The sequence below is a fragment of the Colwellia sp. KU-HH00111 genome (assembly GCF_040362745.1).
In the GTDB taxonomy this organism is placed as follows: Bacteria; Pseudomonadota; Gammaproteobacteria; order Enterobacterales; family Alteromonadaceae; genus Colwellia.
Map to the genome: position 1 here is coordinate 431,852 of NZ_BAABWO010000002.1, position 22,288 is coordinate 454,139.

Genomic DNA, 22,288 nt, shown 5'->3' on the forward strand with positions numbered 1-22,288 from the left:
AATTGTTATTGGCCGTTTGCACCATCAATCATCGGAAGGTCTAACTGTTGCTCTTTCGCGCAGTTAATTGCAATGTCGTAACCCGCATCAGCATGGCGCATAACGCCGGTTGCAGGGTCATTCCATAATACTCGACCAATACGTGTTGCAGCAGCATCGCTACCATCAGCAACAATTACTACACCAGCATGTTGGCTAAAGCCCATGCCTACACCACCGCCGTGATGAATACTTACCCAAGTGGCACCACCTGAAGTAGACAACAAGGCATTGAGTAATGGCCAATCTGAAACTGCATCAGAGCCATCAAGCATGCTTTCAGTTTCGCGATTAGGTGATGCGACTGAACCAGAATCTAAATGATCGCGACCAATAACCACTGGCGCAGATAGCTCACCATTTTTCACCATTTCATTGAAGGCTAACGCTAAACGTGCGCGATCTTTTAACCCGACCCAGCAAATACGAGCCGGTAAGCCTTGAAATTCAATGCGCTCGCGCGCCATATCTAGCCAGTTATGCAAATGTGGATTGTCTGGAATTAATTCTTTAACTTTGGCGTCGGTTTTATAGATATCTTCTGGATCGCCTGATAAAGCCACCCAACGAAATGGGCCAATACCTTCACAAAATAATGGGCGCACATAAGCGGGTACAAAACCGGGGAAATCAAAGGCATTGCTAATCCCTTCTTCTAAGGCCATTTGGCGAATGTTATTACCGTAATCTGTGGTCGCTGCACCAGCTGCTTGCAAATCAAGCATAGCCTGTACTTGAACAGCCATTGACTGTTTGGCTGCTTTAACTACTGCCGTTTCGTCTTGTTTGCGCATTTGTGCCGCATATTCCATGGTCCAACCCTGTGGTAAATAACCGTTTAGAGGGTCGTGCGCAGAGGTTTGATCGGTTACTACATCTGGGGTAATCCCTCGTTTAACTAATTCAGGGAATACATCGGCCGCATTACCAAGTAAACCTACAGAAATCGCTTCGCCCTTAGCAGTTGCTTCATTAATGATTGCTAATGCTTGGTCAAGATCAGTGGCTTTTTTATCAACGTAGCGAGTTTGCAGTCTAAAGTCGATACGTGATTCATCACACTCTACCACTAACGCTGAATAACCTGCCATAGTAGCGGCTAGAGGTTGTGCGCCACCCATGCCACCTAAACCACCTGTTAGCACCCATTTACTCTTAGCGCTGCCACCAAAATGTTGTTTTGCCATAGCGACAAATGTTTCATAGGTACCTTGCACTATGCCTTGTGAGCCAATGTAGATCCATGAACCTGCGGTCATTTGACCGTACATCATTAAACCTTTTTTATCTAACTCGTTAAAGTGCTCCCAATTGCCCCAATGTGGCACTAAGTTTGAGTTAGCAATTAAAACCCTTGGGGCATCGCTATGGGTTTTGAATACGCCAACGGGCTTACCTGACTGCACCATTAAGGTTTCGTCATCCTCAAGGCGGTTTAATACTTCAACGATTTTATCAAAACATTCCCAGTTGCGAGCTGCTCGGCCAATACCACCGTAAACTACTAAAGATTGTGGATGCTCTGCTACCTCAGGGTCAAGGTTGTTCATTAACATGCGTTTTGCGGCTTCGGTTAACCAGCTTTTAGCGCTTATTTTACTGCCACGATCGGCACGTATTATTCTTGACGTATCAAGACGTGGCTCAATATTATTGGTGGAGTTATTGCCTGTGTTATCGATTGTATTAATAGTCATGGGTTTCCTCGTAATATTCTTGCAGCAAGTGCAGCTCTATTTTTGTGTTGATCTGCTTAAAAAACTAAATGGTTACCTAACCGGTATTTATTACCCGGTGCCGTTAAAATAGCTAAACTAATCACCCCAGTGCTTGACCAGGTTCGGCGTTTAACTTGTAAACACGGTTCGCTATGAGCAATACCCAGCAGCTGGCAAATATTATCGGCGGCTAGTACTGCTTCAATCTCATGGGTTGCTTCTGTAATTGGTGCAACAGCAGATAAATACTCATGTGGCGTTGTGGTAGTAAAGTCTTGTAATAAATATTCAGGCACTAGTTCCGCATTAACATAACGCTGCTCTAATTGAATAGGTTGATCATTTTCAAAATGCAATATTTGCGACATGAACACTTGTTCATTGTTTTTTAAATTTAATAAAATTTTAATTTCTTCATTGACTGCCACTGATTTAAGCATAAGTTGTTGAGCATGATGCTTATGGCCCCTGTCTTGAATTTCATCGCTAATATTTCTTATTTCTAACAGTGATGATTGCGATTTAAAGGTAGCGACAAATGTGCCTGAGCCTTGAGCACGAACCAGAATGCCTTGTTCAGTTAGCTCTTGCAAAGCACGGCGCGCAGTCATGCGGCTAACATCAAATTGCTGTGTTAATTCATTTTCTGACGGCACTTTGAAATGCTGTGGCCATGCCCCAGATTCAATTTTTTGACAAATATACTGCTTAATAATAGTAAATTTTGCCGGCTTTTCATTTTTGCTTAGCTTCTTTTGGGGTAAACTAGTAATGCTCATAATACTCTTAGGTAAGGTTAGCGATTTAATTCAACTTGTATATACAATCTCATAGTTTGTTAAATAATACAATAGTTGTATATACAACTATTGATAATTTTTACCTAGTCAGCTAAAGTTGTCGCTAATAATTATCGCGATTAGGCCCTATTTATGAATAAAACCCTGCAATCTTCTGACACCACTGAACATTGGCAAACGCTGTGGCTAAATGTGAACTTAGCCACCATGACTGACGCTGGCGCTGGTTATGGCAGCATAGAGCAAGGCGCTTTAGCCATTAGCGATGGCAAAATTGCATGGGTAGGTAAAGAAGTCGATTTACCTAAATATCACTCTGAATCAATTGAACTCATTGACGGCCAAGGTCAGTGGCTAACCCCAGGATTTATTGATTGTCATACCCACCTTGTTTATGGCGGTAATCGTGCGAATGAATTTGAGATGCGTTTACAGGGAAAAAGCTATCAAGAAATAGCTCAAGCCGGCGGAGGTATTGTTTCTACGGTCAAGGCAACTAGAGCGGCAACAGCAGATGAGTTACTAGCAAGTGCATTGCCACGTTTAACAACACTCCACCAACAAGGTGTTACTACCGTGGAAATTAAGTCGGGCTACGGCTTAGATTTACCCAATGAAATTAAAATGCTTAAGGTTGCACGCGAATTAGCAAAAGCCTTGCCGATAACGATTAAGCCAACGTTTCTTGGTGCACATGCACTTCCTACCGAATATAACAATGACCCTCAGGGTTATATCGACTTAGTTTGCGATGAAATGATACCGGTAATTGCGGAACAAAAATTAGCCGATACTGTTGATGTGTTTTGCGAAAATATTGGCTTTGATATTGAACAAACCGAGCGGGTATTTGCTAAGGCGCAGCAAAACGGCTTAGCCATTAAGGTACATGCGGAGCAATTAACAAATTTGGGCGCAACTGAACTAGCGGCAAAATATAACGCGCTATCAAGTGATCATGTAGAGTTTTTATCTGAAGCGGGCGTAAAAGCGATGAGCGCGGCCAATATGACCGCAGTTTTGTTACCAGGGGCTTTTTATTTTTTACGTGAAACACAATTACCTCCTATTGAATTATTACGCCACCATGGTGTAGCCATGGCAATTGCTACTGATGCTAATCCGGGCTCTTCACCCATTTGTTCTATTCAATTAATGCTAAATATGGCGTGTACCTTGTTTAGATTAACGCCATGCGAGGCATTAGCCGGTGTTACTTGTCATTCGGCAAAAGCGTTAGGATTAGCAGCGTCTAAAGGACAACTCAGTGTTGGTTTTGATGCCGATATGGCGCTATGGAATATTAATCAGCCGGCTGAGCTAAGTTATCAGTTTGGCGTAAATCCGCTTAGTGCGTTAATGCAAAATGGTAGGCAAGTTATTTAATAATTTAACCTCTACCTTTAGGTTGGATTTTAGTCCAACAAAAAAGAGTGAGGCACGTTGGCTTATTATTGGGGTGATGCTACTCAATAGCGTTCATGCTTAAATGCGCTATATGGCTTTTTGTTGTGGTAGGAAAATTAGAAAAAATACCGTCAACCCCAAGTGCTTTCATTGCTTTGATATCTTCAAGCTCATCGACGGTATAAACAAACACTTTTAGCCCTCGTTGGTGAGCATCTTTAACAAAGTTCACGCTAATAAAATCCACATCAAGGTGCACCGAATAAGCATTAAGTTGCTCAGCAAATTTTGCATAATCGAGTGGATAACAGGCAGTCAAGCCACCAATAGCAAACTCAGGTCGTTGCTGATGAATATTATAGAGTAAACGGTGGTTAAAGGATGATAGTAAAATATCATCAACCGTAATTTGAGCGTTGTGAATAGCCTGATCAAGATAGCAAAATAATAAATCAATATTACTAATACCTTTAATTTCGATATTAATAAGACAGCGGCCAGCAATAAGGGCAAGCACCTCATCCAAAGTAGGAATGCTTTCTCCTAAGCCGGCATCTAAACGGCGCAAATCTTCATACTTATGTTGAGATATTTGCCCTATGCCACTGGTGGTACGCTGTAACCAGCGGTCATGAATGACAAAAAGCCGATTGTCAGCTTCATAAATATCGATTTCAATGCCGTCGACATCTGCGCTAATTGCGGCTTGTATCGCACGTAAGGTGTTTTCGGGCTCTACACCACTGGCACCACGATGGGCAAAAATTAACATAATGTTCTACTACACTTGATACATTAAGGGTTGTTTTGAGTATAATGGTAAACAGACTAAATGCACTTAAATATTCTTTATGACCGACAATTCATCTAACTCAACGCCTAGCGAAAAACGCTTAAACAAATATATCAGTGAATCGGGTTTTTGTTCTCGTCGAGGCGCAGACAAATTAATTGAAGCTAATCGAGTTACTATTAATGGTAAGTTGCCAGAATTAGGCACAAAAGTTAAATCAGGTGATGTGGTCAAAGTTGATGGTAAACCCATTGCGTCGATGCCGGATAACAAGTCAGATCGTATTTATATTGCCTATAACAAACCCATTGGTATTACTTGTACCACTGAAAGTCATGTGCGGGGGAATATTATTGATGCCATTGGTCATAAAGAGCGAATATTTCCTATTGGTCGTTTAGATAAACCGTCAGAGGGACTAATTTTTCTCACCAGCGATGGTGATATAGTGAATAAAATTTTGCGTGCTGAAAATGCGCACGACAAAGAATATATTGTTACTGTAGATAAGCCAATTAGTGAGCGTTTTATTGAGCGCATGTCTCGCGGGGTGCCAATTTTAGGCACGATTACCAAACCTTGTATTGTGCGCGTAAAAAGCCGGTTTGTCTTTACTATTATTTTAACTCAAGGCTTGAATCGACAAATTCGCCGTATGTGTGAACACCTCGATTATGAGGTTAAAAAGCTCAAACGATCGCGAATTATGAGTGTTGAGTTAGGCAATTTAAAACCCGGACAATGGCGTGACTTAACAGCAGCAGAAATGGCTGAAATAAATAAAGCGGTGGCGGGTTCCACTAAAACAGCGGCTGAAAGTAAAGGGTAATAGTGTCTATTTAATCTGATCCTACTCAATCTCTAGTTTGACCTGTTCGTATCGTAGATTAGGTCAGTCATAAGTCTGAAACGGTCAAAAACAATAACGCTTATATGCCTCAATTTATGTCTGCTAAGATACGATAGCAGACAATGGCCTAATGGATTCTTAATAGAATTCACCCAACCGAATTGTTTGCCATATGTTATCAGGCAGTAATTAGCGTGAAGCAGTTGGTCAGTATTAGTTATTCATCGATGATTATGCTGATAACTACCCATTGGTTCATACGGATTTTCGCTGTTATGGGCAATCCAATCAAATAATTCGTTATTATCATCATTATAGTTTTCTATATAAAATTTATATAGCCACCTAACAGGGCTGACACTTCCACCAATATGCAGTTTATTTCTTTTGCGTATTGAAATAAGGTTTTTTATTAGTTTTACAATATCTTCTCTGTTTAAGTGACAAATCACAGCGGCCCATTCACTATCTGAATAGGAGTGCATTTTCTTTTTAGATTGAATTTCAATAAAGGCTTTGTCGTTAGCCCCATTGAGTAGGTAGTCAACAATTTTACCTAAGCAATCTGGCATATTTATATACCTAAATTTTTTATGAATTTATCGACATGAGGCTTAACAGGCTCCCATATTGTTACTTCATTATTTTCCACGGAGAATAGTTTGCCATGATTCCTGTCAGCTATTATTTTCATTTGCGTAAAATTTGAATCAAAATTGCTATCTTCATTTACTTCTTGTTTTAATCTATGCTCTGTTACTTTCCCTTCTCTAGCCTTGAGTTTCAAGTAGGTAGTTAGGATTCTAGTGTTTAATTGTTCTGGTCGTTTAGCCCAAAGCTTGAGTCTTCTGGCAACTTTATTTATTTCGTTAACTTCAGATAGTGAACTTTCCTCTGGACTACTTTCGTGTTTCGCCAAATTAATTAGAGCATTCATGATTAAGTTATGTACCCTCTTCTCTTCTCCTGATTTATTAATCAAAAAAGAAGCTTCTTCTAAATTCTCTTTAATTTGATAGTAAGCCTTGTTATCTATGTACATATTTATAACCTCCTTAAACAATATTAAGACTAATTTAGTCTAATTAGTCTTTAATGTCTAGTTTTTAATTCTTTGAGATAGATATTTGAATAGAAATGTAGATACATGAAGGGGCACCTTTTTGCAAAACTGAACGGCCTAACAGAGATTTTTTAGGTCAACTTTTGGCTAGCTGCAGCCCTAAATTTCAGAACTACCTAACGTATGCAAAGTCGGAATATTAGCCTCTTTCATAACTAAAAATTATGTATAAATTGTTAGTGTATATAAAGCTCTATTGAGGTTTAGGATGTAATGCTGAATAAACTACATAAAGCGTAAAAAAAGCTGCTCATACTTATGAGCAGCTTTTTAAATATAGGCTGATGACTCACTAAATTGTTACTTGGTAGTAGGCTCTAGTTGCTTATAAAGTTCAGCGATTATTTCAGGATCATCAATGGTTGAAGGGATTTCAATTTCTTCACCATCAATCATTTGTCTTAAGGTTTTACGCAGAATTTTACCCGAACGTGTTTTAGGTAAGCGCTCGGCTATGATGAGACCTTGCAGTGAAGCAATTGCGCCAATGTCAGCACGTACTTTCTTCTTCAAGTCGCTGATCAGTTGTTCATCACTTTCCTCAACACCATTTTTTATCACCACTAAACCAAACGGTACTTGGCCTTTGAGTGGGCAATGAATACCGATCACTGCACATTCAGCAACCGCGCTATGGCTAGATAACACCTCTTCCATTTCGCCTGTGGATAAGCGATGTCCTGCGACGTTGATCACATCATCGGTTCGGCCCATAATGAATAAGTAACCTGCGTCATCTATATAACCGCCATCACCGGTTACATAATAACCTGGGTGTGTTGACAAGTAGCTTGATTTGAAGCGTTCATCATCTTTATAAACTGTTTGTAAACAGCCAGGAGGCATTGGTAATTTTATCGCCACTGTACCTTGCTGATTGGCAGGCAGAGCTTTACCGTAAGCATCTAAAATTTGTACATTAAAGCCAGGTACCGGAAAACCAGCAGAGCCCGCTTTGGTCGGCATTAATGACGTGCCACTTTCATCAGTAAATGGTGTGCTAGCAATAGCCCAACCGGTTTCAGTTTGCCACCAGTGATCAATGACCGGAAGCTTAGTTTTATCTTGCAGCCAATGATAGGTGGCGGGATCTAAACGTTCGCCAGCAAGATAAAGTCGTTTTAATTGCGATAAATCGTAATCTTGCAATAAAGCACCTTCAGGGTCTTCTTTAGCAATGGCACGAAATGCCGTAGGAGCACTAAATAAGGCATTGACTTTATATTCTTCACACACACGCCAAAAAGCCCCAGCATCTGGCGTTTTTATTGGTTTTCCTTCATATAAAATAGTTGAGCAGCCAGCCATAAGCGGCGCATAAACAATGTAAGAATGCCCCACAACCCAACCAACATCAGATGCAGCCCAGAAAGTATCGCCAGTTTGCATGCCGTAGATATTTTTCATGCTATAGAGCATGGCTACGGCATGACCACCATTGTCTCTCACTACACCTTTGGGTTTACCCGTAGTGCCTGAGGTATAGAGAATATAAAGTGGATCGGTACTTTTAACAGGCACTGGTGCAATGCGTTGGGCACTATCCATCAGTATTTGCCAGTTGTAGTCGCGACCACTGTGCATGTCAGCACTTAATTGTTCACGTTGATATATGATACAGCTGCTAGGCTTGTGTGTTGATAATTCAATGGCGTTATCGAGTAATGGCTTATAAGGGATAATTTTTTCAATTTCGATACCGCAACTGGCACTCACCACTACTTTAGGTTCAGCATCATCAATACGTATGGCTAGCTCTTTTGCTGCAAAGCCGCCAAACACCACGGAATGAATTGCACCAATACGAGCACAAGCTAACATCGCAATAGCAGCTTGTGGGATCATTGGCATATAGATTAAAACTCGATCACCTTTGTCTACCTGCTGCTTTTGTAATACATCAGCAAACTTAGCCACCAACTCAGTTAACTCAAGATAAGTAAAGGTTTGCTTGGTGCCGGTTACCGGCGAGTCATAAATGAGTGCAGTCTCAGCGCCACGGCCTTGTTCAACATGATAATCAAGGGCGAGGTAACTGGTATTTAGTTCGCCATCAGCAAACCAATCGGTCCAGTCATTATCATTTGTCGACAATATTGTATTTGGTGTTTTATACCAAGAAACAAGCTTAGCTTGCTCATTCCAGTACTCTTTCGTTGATTCTACTGCTTTGCTTTGTTGCTCTGTAAAGTTCATGAGCTGCCCTCAATGAGTTATTAATTATGTTAATACTATAGAAGTGTCGACAAAATAATCCAATTAGACTTTAGGATAGTTTTTGTGCAGAAATCGCTTTTAGTTTGAGTTTAATAAATTAACAGGAGAGAATTGATCGGTCAATAAACGCGTGTTTTCTGGCCAATCTTGATGATGTTTGGAAAAAACCATGTGGTCGTATAAATGCTTAATATCAACACCAAAGGGCTGTAATGTTGTTTTAAAAGTATTGATATTTTCAGGAGTTAACGGGGTGTTAGAGAAACCATTACGATGAGCGATAATAATACGGTTAGCGTTTGCTTGGTTACTTACCTGATAGAAATCACCAAATACAGCTTTATAAGTCGCCGATTCGTGTGCGTACAGTTTGCTTAATGAAAAGGTGTTAGCGCTGAGTATACCATCGTTACTCAGTAATGCTTTAGCTTCCTGTAAAAACTCTTTTGTCATTAAATGCTCTGGAATATAATCGCCATTAAAGGCATCGAGTATGATCCAATCGTAATGATGCTTTTTTAATAAAGCACGTTTAATAAAAATGCGCCCATCTTGAGTGTAAGTGTGGACGTTTTTATTTTCATCAAAGCCGAAGTATTGACGCGCGACGTTAATTACTGCTGGGTCAATTTCAACGTTATCGATTTGACTAGAAGGGTAGAGTTGGCCAAGGGTATTAGACATGGTTCCACCGCCTAAGCCAATGATTAGTATGCGTTTTGGTTCAGAATTAAACAATAAGCTAGCCATTAATAGTTTAGTATAATTAAATACTAATTGCTGTGGTTGGCTCTTTAAGTAGCAGCTTTGTTGGGTTTTGTTGCTTTTAACATTAAACTTTAAACAGCGTAAGTCGCCGTTATCTTCCACTAATATATTGCGGTACAGTGAGCGTTCTTGATGTATTACTTTAGCGTGAACCAATGAGCTACCTATTACCATAACTGATAAAAGTAACAAGCAAAGTACCACTGACGATTTAAGCATGGCTGAGTCCAACTTTCTCTTTATATGCTTGACGGCTTTTATTGATAAAAATTGCCAATAAACCTAAACCTGCAAGAGTTGCGCAAAAGCTATAAACAATTAGGTTAATGTCAAACCATAATATTAAATAAAATGAAGTTACAATCGTGCCTAAGGCGCTACCTAGGGTTGAAACAAAATAGAGCTTTCCGGCTATTTGGCCGCTTTCATGCGAGTGAGTGACTAATAATCGCACTGAATAAGGCGATAGCATCCCGAGAATAACAGTAGGAATAAAAAACAGCGCCATGGAAGCTAATAAAGAGCCATAGCGAGTGTCTTCAATACTGAGAAATATTGCCTGCATTATCCATTGGCTAAATAAAGCAATAGGTAAAAGGGTTATTGCAGCAATAACAAAAATAAGCCCGTAGGTTGTTAACGAGGGGCTGCGTGTGGAAAGCTTACCGCCAAGTAAATATCCGAGGGATAAGCTCAACATAAAGACGGTAATGATACTGCCCCATATATGCACAGAGCTGCCAAAGAATGGCGCGAGAATTCTGCCTCCTAAAAGCTCTATACCCATAATACAAAAGCCACTGGTAAAGGCGAGCAAATAAATGAGCGCATTGGGATATGTTTGTGTGCTGTTAGAATGTTTCAGTGGTTATTCCTTTATCAAAATATCGCTGTTTCTTAGGTTTTATTTATACCTTATAAAAATAGAGTAAGCTATTTTACCGACATTTGGTAGTGCACTGCGGTGAAGTCACCAATTGGGTCTTTATGCTCATATTTTCGAACAAATTGCATACCTATTTTTTTCATCACACAAATTGAGCCAATGTTATCTTCTACCGCTAATGCCGAAACATGCTCGATATCTGTTTGACTAGCTAACGCATCTTTAATCGCTATAGCTGCCTCGGTTGCATAGCCTTTTCCCCATGCTTTTTTGAAAAAACGCCAGCCTAATTCAATATCTTTTATATCAGGTTGTTCGGTGAAAAAGCTCATTGGCCTTGCTAACACCCAGCCAAGGTATTCTTGCGAGCTTTTATCACAGACCTGCCAAATCCCCCAACCTTTGCTTGCATCGGTATAGGCTTGCATGCGCGGTAGAAAAACTTCGTTAATGGTTGCCATACTATTAGGTTTGCCACCATTGAGATAATGCATAACTTCGGGATCTTGATCTAATTCCCATAAGGCTTGGGCATCATTTTGCCCCATCAAGCGAAAGCTAAGTCTTGCTGAATCTGTAACTATTACCATATTAATTTAACCATTTTTATCCAATAAGGGCTTCAAAAAATGCGCAGTATGAGAACTTTCATGCTGTGCTACTTGCTCGGGCGTACCGGTAACTAAAATTTCGCCACCACCTGAGCCACCTTCAGGACCTAAATCAATAATCCAGTCAGCGGTTTTTATTACGTCTAGATTATGCTCAATCACCACTATGGTATTACCATGGTCGCGTAAGCGATGAATAACATGTAAGAGCTGTTTAATATCATGAAAATGTAAGCCTGTGGTTGGCTCATCTAAGATATACAAGGTTTTACCGGTATCGCGTTTGGATAGCTCTTTTGATAATTTGACTCGCTGAGCTTCGCCACCCGAAAGGGTAGTTGCAGATTGCCCAAGCTTTATATAGCCTAAGCCGACATCAAGCAAGGTTTGCAATTTACGTTTGACCGCAGGAATGGCATTAAAAAACTCAAAAGAATCTTCAATGGTCATATCGAGTACTTCATGAATATTTTTACCCTTATAAAGTACTTCTAAAGTTTCACGGTTATAGCGTTTTGATTTACAAACATCACATGGCACGTACACATCAGGTAAAAAGTGCATCTCTACTTTAATTAGACCATCACCTTGGCAAGCTTCACAACGTCCACCTTTAACATTAAAACTAAAACGTCCAGGCTTATAACCACGAGAGCGAGACTCTTGGGTGGCGGCGAAAATATCGCGAATAGCGGTAAATATGCCAGTATATGTGGCAGGGTTTGAACGAGGCGTTCTGCCAATGGGGCTTTGGTCAATATCGATAACCTTATCAAGGTGTTCTAACCCCGTGATAGATTTATAAGGCGCTGGCTCATCAACGGTGGCACCATTAAGTTCAATATGGGCTATTTTATATAAGGTATCATTAATTAGGGTAGATTTACCTGAGCCTGAAACCCCAGTAATACAGGTCATTAAGCCGTTAGGGATGACTAAGTCAACATCTTTTAAGTTATTACCACTAGCACCTAGTAGCTCAACGATATTCTTGTTATCAAACGGGTGACGAACGTCAGGTATTTCTATTGCCTCTTCGCCAGACAGGTACTTTCCAGTAAGTGAGTCCTTACAATTTAAAATATCGTCAACACTGCCTTGGGCAATGATTTCACCGCCATGTACTCCAGCACCCGGGCCAATATCAATGACAAAATCTGCTGCACGTATGGCATCTTCATCATGCTCAACCACAATCACAGTATTGCCTAAGTCTCGTAAATGGATCAAGGTACTGAGTAAACGTTCGTTGTCACGCTGATGTAAGCCAATTGATGGTTCATCTAAAACATACATTACACCAACTAAACCGGCACCAATTTGGCTGGCTAAGCGAATACGCTGCGCTTCACCGCCGGATAATGTGTTGGCTCCGCGTGATAGATTTAAATAATTTAAGCCAACATTAACTAAAAAACCTAAACGGTCGTTGATTTCTTTTAAAATTTTCTCTGCAACTTGTGCTTTTTGCCCAGTAAGACTTAAGCCTTTGAAAAATGCTAAGGCATCCGCTATAGCAAATTCAGCGACAATAGGTAATGGCGTATTATCAATAAACACATTGCGCGCCTCTAAGCGTAAACGACTACCATTACAGTCAGGACAATGTTGGCTATTTAAATATTTGGCTAATTCTTCACGCACCGCATTCGATTCTGTTTCTTTATAGCGGCGCTGCATATTATTAATGATGCCTTCAAATGGGTGTTTGCGTACAACAACATCACCGCGATCATTCATGTATTTGAATTCAATTTCTTCACTGCCGCTGCCGTAAAGTACCACTTGGCGGTTTGCTTCGGTTAATGAGTTAAATGGTTTATCTAAGGCAAACTGGTAATGTTCGGCGAGTGCTTGCAGCATTTGAAAGTAATAAAAATTACGTTTATCCCAACCACGAACCGCGCCACCAGAAAGGCTTAATTCATCATTAGCGATGATGCGATTACTATCAAAAAACTGTTCAATACCTAAACCATCACAGGTTTGGCAAGCACCTGCAGGGTTGTTGAAAGAGAATAATCGTGGCTCTAATTCTTGCATACTGTAACCACAATGTGGGCAGGCAAAATTAGCTGAGAATAGCAATTCTTCTTTGTTAGGTTCATCCATAAAGGCAACTTTGGCGGTGCCAGCGGTTAAACCTAAGGTGGTTTCAAACGATTCAGATAAGCGCAATTGAATATCTGGACGCACTTTTAAGCGATCAACCACTACTTCAATAGTATGTTTTTTATGTAATTCTAGTGTTGGTGGATCAGATAAGTCGCATACTTCGCCATCAATACGGGCACGAATAAACCCTTGGGCGGCTAAGTTATCTAACAATTTAATGTGTTCACCCTTGCGGTTTTGCAATACTGGTGCAAGCAGCATTACTTTAGTACCTTCTTCAAGGGCTAAAACTTTGTCAACCATTTGAGAAACGGTTTGAGCCGCTAGTGGTTGTTTATGAGTTGGACAACGAGGCTCACCAACACGTGCATATAATAATCTTAAGTAATCGTATATTTCGGTAATTGTACCCACAGTAGAGCGAGGATTGTGAGAAGTAGATTTTTGTTCGATAGAAATAGCTGGTGATAACCCTTCGATATGATCAACATCAGGTTTTTCCATTAGCGATAAAAATTGACGAGCATAGGCTGATAACGATTCAACATAGCGACGTTGCCCTTCGGCATATAAGGTATCGAAAGCCAGTGATGATTTACCTGAACCAGATAGCCCGGTGATCACCACTAATTTATCACGAGGAATGGTTAAACTGATGTTTTTCAGGTTATGGGTACGCGCCCCTCTGACGTCAATGTTTCTCATTTTTTATCTATTAATCCATGGGTAAAATTTCAGCCGAGTATTATGACATAAATATAGAAAAATGTTCGGTTTATGAGCACTTTTATTTTATCAATTTACTCAGAAGTATATTAGAATCTAGCTTGGCTTTATTATCTGTTACTTTCACTTATAGGCGCTAATTTGCTTACTAAAAATACGGTTAACTTATTGCTCTCGGTGGTGTTTTTCTTCGCAGCAAGAGGCTTTATTGATGCAGAAGTGCAAGTACAGCAAGGTATGGCTATTTTTGTTGCTATTGCTTGGCTGTGGATAACCCAAGCGCTGCCTATTGGTACTACTGCGTTATTGATCCCCGTTTTAGCGTTATCAACTGGGTTGTTATCAGCGCCTCAAGCGTTTGAAAATTTTGCCAATCCTATTATTTTTCTTTTTATGGGCGGTTTTGCCTTAGCCGCGAGCTTACAAAAATATGGCTTAGATCAGTTATTTGCATTAACCATGTTGTCGCTGGCGAGAGGACGCCCGTTTGTCGCTATTGTATTTCTGTTTATTACTACGGCTATTCTCTCCATGTGGATCAGTAATACTGCCACTATTGCCTTAATGCTGCCGATATCGTTGGGGTTACTGTCACGACAACGTGCGGATGAAAACCCAAGTTTGTATGTGTTTGTGTTATTAGGCTTAGCTTATTCGGCAAATTTGGGTGGCATGGTGACGCTTATTGGTAGCCCGCCCAATGCCATTGCGGCATCGGCAACTGGGTTAAGTTTTGCTGATTGGATTCAGTGGGGGCTGCCGCTATTTGTAATATTATTTCCGCTGATGATTGGTATTCTACTGCTAATTTTTAGGCCAAAGTTTAGCCAGCCGGTCACCTTTGAAATAAAACGCACTGATTATCATTGGCAGCGAAATATAGCACTAGCTATTTTTGCATTGACCGCGTTAGGCTGGGTTTTTAGTGTGCCATTGTCTGAACTTTTAGGTGTCTCATCAGGGTTTGACGCCATGCTAGCCGTGCTGGCTATTATCCTGTTAACTGGCTCTAAGTGCTTACCTTATGATGAATTTATCAAGCAAACAAACTGGGGGATTCTTATCTTATTTGGTGGCGGCTTAACGTTAAGCGCTATGTTAAATTCCTCAGGCGCTAGTATGTGGTTAGCCAATCAAATAAGTGGCCATTTACCAGCAAATAACAGTTGGTTATTGTTATTGATTATCTGTCTGTTTGTTATTTTTCTTACTGAGTTAGTTAGCAATACAGCAAGCGCCGCACTATTAGTGCCTTTATTTATGTCGGTTGCGGTTGATTTACAGTTACCCCCTGTTGTCATCGCGGTTGTTATTGCCTTAAGTGCCTCTTGTGCCTTTATGTTACCCGTTGCTACTCCGCCTAATGCAATTGTATTCTCTTCGGGATTTGTACCTCAGCAGCAAATGATGCGTGCGGGTTTGGTACTTAATGTGGTGTTTGCTTTCGTGATAGCAAGCCTTGGTGCTTTAATTATCTAAGGTATATTTTTGACTAATATTTTGTTGCTGAGCATAGCGTGGTAAACTACGTCGATTTTGTATTTGAGCAATGTTTAGGCTCGTTATATTTTTAACACAAGGTAAAAATTTTCATGGGTGTTTCAGGTTTAAACCGTATCGAGAAAAAAGCCGCCTTTTCGCTTGCCAGTGTTTTTGGTGTGCGCATGTTAGGGTTATTTATGATCTTGCCAGTGTTTGCTATCTACGGCGAACAGCTTGCAGGTTATAGCCCTTTATGGCTTGGGCTTGCCATTGGTGCCTATGGTTTAACCCAAGCATTACTGCAAATACCTATGGGAATATTGTCGGATAAGTATGGCCGTAAACCGGTGATTTTAGCTGGGTTGGTGGTGTTTTTAATCGGTAGCATTGTTGCCGCACTTTCTACTAGTATTTATGGCGTTGTACTTGGTCGAGCACTGCAAGGCATGGGCGCTATTGCCAGTGCAATTTTAGCATTAGCGGCTGATTTAAGTCGTGAAGAGCAGCGCCCAAAAGTCATGGCCACTATTGGCATGTTTATCGGTTTGTCATTCACCCTAGCAATGATTTTAGGGCCTATAGTGGCTGATGCCTTTGGTTTAAGTGGCTTGTTTTGGTTTACTGGCGCATTAACTATTGTTGCTATGTTTATGATCCAGTTTATGGTGCCTTATTCGGTCAGCAAAGCGCCGCGTGGAGACAGTGTTGCCTTACCTGAGCAAATAGCTAAACTTGTTCGTCACCCACAGTTAGCCCGTTTAAACGCAGGGGTGTTTGTTTTACATATGGCATTAACCGCTTGTTTCGTGACCTTGCCAAAGCAATTTGTTGCTAGTGGCTTAGCATTAGAAGATCATTGGCAAATATATCTCCCAACGTTACTTGGCTCGTTCTTTTTAATGGTGCCTTTTATGATTATCGCCATGAAAAAGCAGCAAGAAAAGCCAATGTTTAGTGGTGCAGTCGCATTGCTGAGTGTGGCTTTGCTGTTATTGTGGTTGATACCTTCAGGCTTAACCAGCTTGATCATCTCTGTGGTGCTGTTTTTTACAGCCTTTAATTATTTAGAAGCAACCATGCCCTCTATTCTCTCGCGCATTGCGCCTGCTGGGGTTAAAGGCAGCGTAATGGGGATTTATTCTAGTAGCCAATTTTTAGGCGCGTTTGTTGGTGGTATTGTCGGTGGATTAGTGGCGAGTCATTTTGGTGAGAACAGTATATTTTTAGTAATGGCGGTAGTGAGTATATTTTGGTTGCTATTGAGCTTTGGTATGCAAAAACTGAAAAAATCAAAAAGCTTTACCTTTAGTACCACTATTAACAGTGAAGAAAAAGCGGAACAAGTTGCTGAGTTGCTGATCAATATGCCGGGCGTTATTGAAGCAACCCTAGTACATGATGAGCTTGATGGTAATGCTAGCGAAAAAAGTCATGCAGTAGCCTATTTAAAGGTAGATGACAAACTTGTAGATTTGCCTGCGGTAAAAGCCTTGCTAAGCTAAGCTAAGCACAGCCATACTAGTTTTGGTCAATTAATACTATTTCATGACCGTGGTGTTTTTATTACAGCAAGGTCATGTCTTTTCGGTGTATTTTTGTGAAGCTTAATAAATAACCAGGCTATTAATAATCAATATTCGAGCTGAACTAGATATTATTTTAGTTTACCTTTTTCTACACGCGTTAAATTCAATTTTGTTAGGTGAATGATACATTAGATTACACCTGACAGTCACCAAGGCTAATAAAGCAGCCATAAACTCCATAATAGTTTTTATAAATTTACTCTTTAAACATGAGGGTTATTTGTATTTGATACGTGTAGTGCTTGTTATTTATTCATCATCAGTATACAGTTTATTACACTATAAGTAATAAACTGTATACTGATGAATAAGTCTGAAAAACTCACATCTGCTATAGCAAAATCAATAGCCTCTGGAGACAGTGTATTTGATACTGCCGAACTTGCCTACATGTTAGATGAGCAGGTAACGCCAAAATTTAACAAGTTTTTAACCGATTGCGTTAAAAGAGGTACACTGATAAGAGTAACAAAAGGCATATACACCAGCTCTATCACTCCTCCCGATTTATCAAAAGCACTTTTTAATGTTGCCAAAAAACTCAGAGCTGGTTTTTTTAACTATATTAGTCTTGAAAGCCAACTGAGTCATACTGGTGATATATCGCAAATCACAATGGATAGGCTAACAGTTATGACTAAAGGAAGAAAAGGAAAATTTGATACAGCCTACGGTATTGTTGAATTTATTCATACTAAGAAATCCTTAGAGCAATTAGAAAATGATGTGTACTTTGATTTTGACATTAAAATGTTTAGGGCCAGTGTAAGTCGGGCTATAGCTGACCTAAAATCTTGTCGTCGTAATACCCATATGCTGGAGAACAGTTAATGCTATCGCGCTACATAAATCAGATTCTACAGCAACACCCTGAATATGCAGGAATAATCCCTGTGATTGAAAAGGAAATTTTACATCATGACATCATGCATGTTCTCGTAGAGCAAGGTGTCTTACAACATTTAACATTTAACATTTATTGGTGGCACATCTCTAAGACTTTGTTATAACAGCTCTCGTCTGTCTGAAGATTTAGATTTCAACGGAGGGCATGACTTCAAGCCATCAGACTTCAACGGACTTGAAAATGATATTCAACACTACCTTTCAAAAAAATACGAAGTTGAGGTATGGGTAAATAAACCGAGCCAAGAAAAACAAGGAAACACATCTTCATGGAAAATAAGTATAGAAAGGAAGTCTAATAGACCTGATATTCCGCGTCAAAAAATGCATATCGATGTTTGTGCCATTCCTTCTTTCGACGTTCAAAAACGACCATTAATAAACCATTATGGTATTGATGTATCTACTGAAGGGTATTTAATACCAACGCAGTCACTTGAAGAAATTTTTGCTGATAAATTTATCGCTTTAGCCTATCGTTCAAGACGAATTAAACCTCGTGATCTTTGGGATATAGTTTGGATAAAGCAACAAGGAATCAAAGTAAATACAGGGTTAACATATAATAAACTACAAGCCAGAGGAAAGCAGCAAGATGACTTCTTTGAAATGTTGCAAACACAGTTATATAGACTAAATAATGCTGATGAAGTAAAGATTGATTTTAACAGCGAAATGTCACGTTTTGTCCCTGCCAAAATAAAGCAACGAACTGTAGACAATCCAGACTATTGGTCGTATCTAAAAAATGAGATAAATCAACTGGCACAAATGCTGACATACAGTCTCTGCCTCCTAAAACAAACCCATTTGATATGAGTATCTGACACTCATATCCCCAATTAATTTAGGTATATTTCAATGAATAGATCTGGTCTTGGTATGGAAGTTATTATAAGTTCTTTTACGAAAAGGTGGCGATAACGTCATAGTGTTTATGATATAAAATTGGTTTTCTATGGCGCTTTGGGCACAAAGCGAGATAGGTTTACAGTAAGTCAATTCTAAAATTTTAAGGTTTTAGGTGCGAAATAATGGCTTACCACTCTGAGCAACTCACATCCTAAACCCTTCTGTGGTAAGTTGCATCAAAAGTAGCTGTGTGCTACGATTGTGTTATTGACGATGAGTGGAGATTATCATGGCAACAGCAAGTATTAGATTAGATGAGAGCTTAGTTAGTAAAGCAACCATTATGGGCAGAGCTTTAAATAGAACTACGCCAAAGCAAATTGAACATTGGGCAAAAATAGGTGAGATAATGGAAGATAATCCTGAATTGCCTTATGAGTTTGTAAAACAAGCGATTATCGCTAAAGCTGAAAAAGAAGCAGGCAAGTTAGAGAACTACCAATTTGACTAAAATTACTAAAGTTCTTCAAACGCCAATATTTAAAAGAACAGTTAAAAAGCTACATAAAAATCAAAAGATAGAGTTAGATAATGCGATCAGGGAGTTGATTAAAGATCCGCTAATTGGTGAGCAAAAGAAAGGTGACTTATCTTTTTTGCGTGTTTATAAGTTCAAAATGACTAAACAACTAACTTTGCTTGGGTACAGTTATGAAGATGGAAATGTCACTTTGGAATTATTAACGTTAGGGTCGCATGAGAACTTTTATCGCGATATCAAAAAGCTAATTTAAGTAATACAAGCTTACCTTACTGGTACAAGAAACCTCTGTGTATGTTTTGCACATAGTCATGATAAGTAGAGTGGACGTATTTAAGCTTAATGCTATCTCGAAATGGGGCAACAAAATACAATGTTTGTACTCGACTATAGTGGAAACTCTATTGAATTTAAATCTTTTGAAAATAGTAGTGAAATGTTTGAAACTTGATCCATTTGTAAGGCGTTTTGGGGCGATAGTGAGATAGATATAATCTCAAAAATTACCCGCGCCACCGATACACTAATTAATTGATGCCACGCCCATTATTTATGACACCTCTACGCTTTTGTCAATTGAGTCAAATTATTTAATACCTTGTCTCGAAATAGGCACGCCTTGTCGAAAAAAAACGCTTTAATTAAATATTATCGCTACATTGATTCATTTTTACTATTATGATGACAATATGTCGTTGGTGTTATGGATGAATTTAACATAGAAACTTCACTAGAAATAGAAGCTCAAACTTTCTCTAAGCAGAGTCATCAATTTTGGACGTTACAAATTGCTGGCTGGCTCGGTTATGCCTTGGTGGTTTTTCTCGCTATTATTCGCCCACAACTTGACGATCCAAATTTCAGCCTTTCAGAGCAAATTGTTAATCTAATAGTAGAAACCATGAGTGGTTTTCTACTGTCTTATTTACAATGGCAGTTGATTCGCCGTATTGTCCATTTGCCATTAAAGCAAACATTGTTTTGCAGCTTTTTATCAGCGGCAGTACTCGGCTTGACTTATAACGTTATCAAAATGAGTTCGTTTAAGGTGATTGTCCATCATCAGCACTGGAATGAAGGCTGGAATATGTTGGAGTTTGGCGGTTGGTTAATGTTTTCGTTAACCACTATGTTTGTTTGGACGGCATTCTTTTTCATTATGTTGTACAACACCAGACTACAAAAAGAGCATGAAATGTTGCTAAGGGCGCAAACCTCAGCCAAAGATGCACAATTGCAAATGCTTAGATATCAGCTAAACCCTCATTTTATGTTTAATACTCTTAATGCTATTTCAACGCTGATTTATAAACATGAAAATGATAAAGCGAATGAGATGCTAGATAAGCTGTGTGAATTTTTTCGATATTCTTTAGATAACAAGACAAAAAGCAAAACGAATTTGCACAAAGAATTACAGTTGTTGGATATTTATTTGTCTATTGAAAAGGTCAGATTTGCTGATAGGTTAAGTATTAATCGGCAAATTAGTGATGAAGTGTTGAACTGTCAAATACCTAGCATGTTGTTGCAGCCCTTAATTGAAAACTCCATAAAATATGCCATTGAACCTAGAAAAGAAGGTGGCAATATCACTATTTCCGCAGCAAAGCAGGGGGATCGATTACTTATAAAGGTGTTAGATAATGGTGACGGAAAACACCACATGGTGAGTGATGGCTTTGGTATTGGTATGAGTAATACTAAAGCGCGATTGGATGCTATGTTTAATGGTGACTACAATATACAGATAGCTATCAATGACCAGAAGGGGACAACCGTGAGTATATCTGTACCTTTTGAGAAATTATCATGAGTAAAAAAGTGCTAACCGCCATTATCGTTGATGATGAACCGCTTGCCCTTGAAGGGTTACGCTTACGGCTTGAAAAAATTTCTGAAATTAACGTGATTGGTGAAGCCAGTGACGGTGATCAAGCTATCGCCTTGTGTCATGAACTGTCTCCAGATGTGTTATTTCTTGATCTGCGTTTGCCGGGTTTAAATGGTATTGAAGTGGTGCAAGCACTGCAATCTGATATCTTGCCAATGATTGTTTTTGTGAGTGCTTACGGGGAATATGCGATTGATGCATTTGAACTTAATGCCATTGATTATGTGTTAAAACCCGCTAATTTAGGACGTTTGAAGAAAACAGTTGAACGATTACTTGAAAAACATAACCCTAAACAGGCTAGCAAAGAACACGAAAAATTTAAATTGTTGCAGGCGTTGGGTAAAAGTTCAGGTATCGCAATCTCAGAATTAGAGAGTTGGTTACAATCAGGTGAACCACTACCAACATCGTTTTGCCAAGAGTTGGTCATTAAAAATAGTGATAATGAAAAAGTGTTTTTGCCAGTAAATACTATTCGATGGATCGATGCTGCAGGAGATTACATGTGCGTACATACCAAAAAAGAAACCCATATTGTGCGTATCACCATGAAAAAATTGCAAAGTCAGTTAGATGAGCGCGTTTTTAAACGTATCCATAAATCAACCTTGGTCAATGTTAACTGTATTAAAAGCATTCGTGCGTTGCGTAATAGTGAAAGTATCTTAGAGCTCGGTGACGATATTCATCTTAAAGTAAGTCGAAATTTCAGTTCAGCCATTCAAGAATTAATCGAATCAAAAACAGCAACATAACCCGTTAACGTGTTTTTGTTGCGTGTTATCGCACATACATAATAAAAAATACCCATACCGCGTTATTAACCCTTGATGCCGCATTTTAATTGTAACCCCTTCGTTGCTAACACAATATAACGCTAGGGGATAGCTTGTGCGTATTGTGAACATTGAGCGTATAACTATTTAACAACTTTTTGTTTGGTTGAGTGGCACAAAAACTAAAAAGAACCA

The 22,288-nt window shown here is 39.4% G+C and carries 20 protein-coding genes; 10 read left to right on the plus strand and 10 right to left on the minus strand.

Going from position 1 to position 22,288, the window contains the following annotated elements:
- Window positions 1-5 precede the first annotated feature (5 nt).
- Complete coding sequence (hutU, locus tag ABXG98_RS06195; protein WP_502901539.1) at window positions 6-1,736, minus strand: urocanate hydratase; 1,731 nt, start codon at window positions 1,734-1,736, stop codon at window positions 6-8.
- Between the two features lie 56 nt (window positions 1,737-1,792).
- Entirely contained in the window at window positions 1,793-2,536 is a 744-nt protein-coding gene (hutC, locus tag ABXG98_RS06200) for a histidine utilization transcriptional repressor HutC (protein WP_353537825.1), read from the minus strand.
- Window positions 2,537-2,689: 153 nt separating this feature from the next.
- Between hutC and hutI the strand changes: the two genes are divergently transcribed.
- Entirely contained in the window at window positions 2,690-3,943 is a 1,254-nt protein-coding gene (gene hutI / locus ABXG98_RS06205) for an imidazolonepropionase (protein WP_353537826.1), read from the plus strand.
- 79 nt (window positions 3,944-4,022) lie between these two features.
- Here the strand turns inward: hutI and ABXG98_RS06210 are convergent, their stop codons facing one another.
- A complete protein-coding gene (locus ABXG98_RS06210) occupies window positions 4,023-4,736 on the minus strand; it encodes a glycerophosphodiester phosphodiesterase (RefSeq protein ID WP_353537827.1) in 714 nt (237 codons plus the stop codon).
- Between the two features lie 79 nt (window positions 4,737-4,815).
- Here ABXG98_RS06210 and rluF point away from each other — a divergent pair, with 79 nt between their 5' ends.
- A complete protein-coding gene (gene rluF / locus ABXG98_RS06215; RefSeq protein ID WP_353537828.1) occupies window positions 4,816-5,586 on the plus strand; it encodes a 23S rRNA pseudouridine(2604) synthase RluF in 771 nt (256 codons plus the stop codon).
- 242 nt (window positions 5,587-5,828) lie between these two features.
- On the opposite strand, the gene ABXG98_RS06220 is transcribed toward rluF, so the two are convergent.
- The 7 genes from ABXG98_RS06220 to uvrA form a co-directional block, all read right to left on the minus strand.
- Window positions 5,829-6,179, minus strand: a complete 351-nt coding sequence (locus tag ABXG98_RS06220) for a hypothetical protein (protein ID WP_353537829.1) — start codon at window positions 6,177-6,179, stop codon at window positions 5,829-5,831.
- Window positions 6,180-6,181: 2 nt separating this feature from the next.
- Window positions 6,182-6,649 carry a hypothetical protein gene (locus ABXG98_RS06225; protein ID WP_353537830.1) on the minus strand — a complete coding sequence of 156 codons (468 nt, stop codon included), beginning with the start codon at window positions 6,647-6,649 and terminating at the stop codon, window positions 6,182-6,184.
- A 381-nt stretch (window positions 6,650-7,030) separates the two neighbouring features.
- A complete protein-coding gene (locus ABXG98_RS06230) occupies window positions 7,031-8,926 on the minus strand; it encodes a propionyl-CoA synthetase (protein WP_353537831.1) in 1,896 nt (631 codons plus the stop codon).
- A 99-nt stretch (window positions 8,927-9,025) separates the two neighbouring features.
- Window positions 9,026-9,934, minus strand: a complete 909-nt coding sequence (locus tag ABXG98_RS06235) for a spermidine synthase (RefSeq protein ID WP_353537832.1) — start codon at window positions 9,932-9,934, stop codon at window positions 9,026-9,028.
- Window positions 9,927-10,502 carry a fused MFS/spermidine synthase gene (locus ABXG98_RS06240; RefSeq protein WP_353537833.1) on the minus strand — a complete coding sequence of 192 codons (576 nt, stop codon included), beginning with the start codon at window positions 10,500-10,502 and terminating at the stop codon, window positions 9,927-9,929. The genes ABXG98_RS06235 and ABXG98_RS06240 overlap by 8 nt, the downstream gene beginning before the upstream one ends.
- A gap of 146 nt (window positions 10,503-10,648) precedes the next feature.
- Window positions 10,649-11,191, minus strand: a complete 543-nt coding sequence (locus tag ABXG98_RS06245; protein WP_353537834.1) for a GNAT family N-acetyltransferase — start codon at window positions 11,189-11,191, stop codon at window positions 10,649-10,651.
- Between the two features lie 6 nt (window positions 11,192-11,197).
- Complete coding sequence (gene uvrA, locus ABXG98_RS06250; protein ID WP_353537835.1) at window positions 11,198-14,032, minus strand: excinuclease ABC subunit UvrA; 2,835 nt, start codon at window positions 14,030-14,032, stop codon at window positions 11,198-11,200.
- Between the two features lie 162 nt (window positions 14,033-14,194).
- On the opposite strand from uvrA, the gene ABXG98_RS06255 reads away from it, so the two are divergent.
- The 8 genes from ABXG98_RS06255 (at window position 14,195) to ABXG98_RS06290 (ending at window position 22,072) form a co-directional block, all read left to right on the plus strand.
- Window positions 14,195-15,532, plus strand: coding sequence for an SLC13 family permease (locus tag ABXG98_RS06255; RefSeq protein ID WP_353537836.1), 1,338 nt, complete (start codon window positions 14,195-14,197; stop codon window positions 15,530-15,532).
- Window positions 15,533-15,645: 113 nt separating this feature from the next.
- Window positions 15,646-17,037 carry an MFS transporter gene (locus ABXG98_RS06260; protein WP_353537837.1) on the plus strand — a complete coding sequence of 464 codons (1,392 nt, stop codon included), beginning with the start codon at window positions 15,646-15,648 and terminating at the stop codon, window positions 17,035-17,037.
- 387 nt (window positions 17,038-17,424) lie between these two features.
- On the plus strand, window positions 17,425-17,952 hold the full coding sequence (gene abiEi, locus ABXG98_RS06265; RefSeq protein WP_353537838.1) for a type IV toxin-antitoxin system AbiEi family antitoxin: 528 nt from the start codon (window positions 17,425-17,427) through the stop codon (window positions 17,950-17,952).
- Between the two features lie 189 nt (window positions 17,953-18,141).
- On the plus strand, window positions 18,142-18,846 hold the full coding sequence (locus ABXG98_RS06270) for a nucleotidyl transferase AbiEii/AbiGii toxin family protein (protein ID WP_353537998.1): 705 nt from the start codon (window positions 18,142-18,144) through the stop codon (window positions 18,844-18,846).
- A gap of 322 nt (window positions 18,847-19,168) precedes the next feature.
- A complete protein-coding gene (locus tag ABXG98_RS06275; protein ID WP_353537839.1) occupies window positions 19,169-19,390 on the plus strand; it encodes a TA system antitoxin ParD family protein in 222 nt (73 codons plus the stop codon).
- Complete coding sequence (locus tag ABXG98_RS06280; protein WP_353537840.1) at window positions 19,383-19,673, plus strand: type II toxin-antitoxin system RelE/ParE family toxin; 291 nt, start codon at window positions 19,383-19,385, stop codon at window positions 19,671-19,673. Before ABXG98_RS06275 ends, ABXG98_RS06280 begins: the two co-directional genes overlap by 8 nt.
- Window positions 19,674-20,123: 450 nt before the next feature.
- Window positions 20,124-21,236 carry a sensor histidine kinase gene (locus ABXG98_RS06285; RefSeq protein WP_353537841.1) on the plus strand — a complete coding sequence of 371 codons (1,113 nt, stop codon included), beginning with the start codon at window positions 20,124-20,126 and terminating at the stop codon, window positions 21,234-21,236.
- Window positions 21,233-22,072, plus strand: coding sequence for a LytR/AlgR family response regulator transcription factor (locus ABXG98_RS06290; RefSeq protein ID WP_353537842.1), 840 nt, complete (start codon window positions 21,233-21,235; stop codon window positions 22,070-22,072). Before ABXG98_RS06285 ends, ABXG98_RS06290 begins: the two co-directional genes overlap by 4 nt.
- The last annotated feature ends 216 nt before the right edge of the window (window positions 22,073-22,288 follow it).